The sequence below is a fragment of the Desulfovibrio piger genome (genome assembly GCF_012843875.1).
Taxonomy (GTDB): domain Bacteria; phylum Desulfobacterota; class Desulfovibrionia; order Desulfovibrionales; family Desulfovibrionaceae; genus Desulfovibrio.
The window spans coordinates 1-1,327 of the sequence record NZ_JABAFY010000108.1 but is presented as its reverse complement, the minus strand read 5'-3'; the positions used below and the strand labels follow the sequence as shown (position 1 = coordinate 1,327).

2 protein-coding genes are annotated in these 1,327 nt (G+C 53.1%); both read left to right on the top strand.

What is annotated here, in order from left to right:
* The first annotated feature begins 445 nt into the window (after positions 1-445).
* Positions 446-730 carry a transposase gene (locus HF854_RS12960; RefSeq protein ID WP_430392470.1) on the top strand — a complete coding sequence of 95 codons (285 nt, stop codon included), beginning with the start codon at positions 446-448 and terminating at the stop codon, positions 728-730.
* Between the two features lie 247 nt (positions 731-977).
* Positions 978-1,325 carry a hypothetical protein gene (locus tag HF854_RS12330; RefSeq protein ID WP_168936548.1) on the top strand — a complete coding sequence of 116 codons (348 nt, stop codon included), beginning with the start codon at positions 978-980 and terminating at the stop codon, positions 1,323-1,325.
* The last annotated feature ends 2 nt before the right edge of the window (positions 1,326-1,327 follow it).

Sequence of the window (1,327 nt, the reverse complement as noted above, 5' to 3'; positions counted from 1 at the left end):
AGCGCCCATTCTTTGTCCGTCAGATCGCTGGGGTATCGTTTGACAGTCTTCGCGAGTTTTTGCTGCCGCGCACAGTCCTTTTTTGTCCACATGCCTTCTTGTAACTATAAAAGCTGAAGTTTCCAAACACGCTCTAAACTGGCACAGAAAAAGGGGAATCTGTTTTTTACGGCAGTCACCGACAGTGCGCCTATTGACAATAGTTATTGTTAATGTGAAGATGGCTCCGGACTTCGTACAAAAGGCTCATATGCATCCCCGGTGCTTTATGGCGGGAGCAAGCCCCTTTCGCGACGTTCAGCCTTGCCTGTCCCCTCGATACACGTTAGAGTGAATACGAGGTCCCATGCTTTTTGCACTGCCATGACTCAAAAAATCAGCGGCTGCGGGCCTCGGACGCAACCTGACGGACAGGGGCCGAAGCGGCGGCAAGATCCATCTCTAGATGGATGGTCAGGGTATTCCTTCGGGAGTGACAGTCACAGGGGCCAACGTGCACGATAGCCGCCTGACAGGAGCGCCCCTGGAGAACTCCCGGGAAATGGGCAGCCGGGGGGAAGAAGTTCGGGACCGCTGGAGGACTCCTGCCCGCCGCTGGGTAGTAGAGCGGACATTCGCCTGGTTGAAGGGTTTTCGGAGCTTGCGCACTCGCTACTGTTGTTACCTCGTCAATTTTATGGGGCTACTTTACCTTGCTTTGGCCTGTATCCTTTGGAGAAAACTGGTATAGCAAGGTGTATGCCGGACATACTCTTACAAAAAGGGCGTGGGCGCTATTTTGTTCTACCCTTCATCATCATTAAGAACATCATATCCGCCCACATTTGCGATCGCAATACTGTTATGGGCAACCCATCTGCAAGGCATTGTATTCATTATCATTACATGCAGAGTCTCTCTGCCTCGTGTCCTGGCATCCTGTCTGTACATCTGACGCCCGTTATTGCCCAGACGTCGCAAATTCGGGAGAGAGCCGTATGCAACTGACCAAGGGAGCTATCGGAAACCTCATCAACCGCTACAAGGCGGTCCTCAAAAAGTGCCACCTGATGAACACTTTCGGCAGCCTGGCCGTGGCCGGCATGCTGGTGATGGGCGGTGCCGGTGTGGCTGCGGGGGCGACTGCTCGTCTCATTAATTCCGGCACGTGGACCATCAACGGCGACAGATTTGATAGCAACACGGCCACTTACAACGGCGGCGCCATCTACAATAACGCCAATGGCAAACTGACCGTCAACGGCGCCACCTTTAGAGAATGTCCGGCATACACCTTGCTATACCAGTTTTCTCCAAAGGATACAGGCCAAAGCAAGGTAAAGTAGTC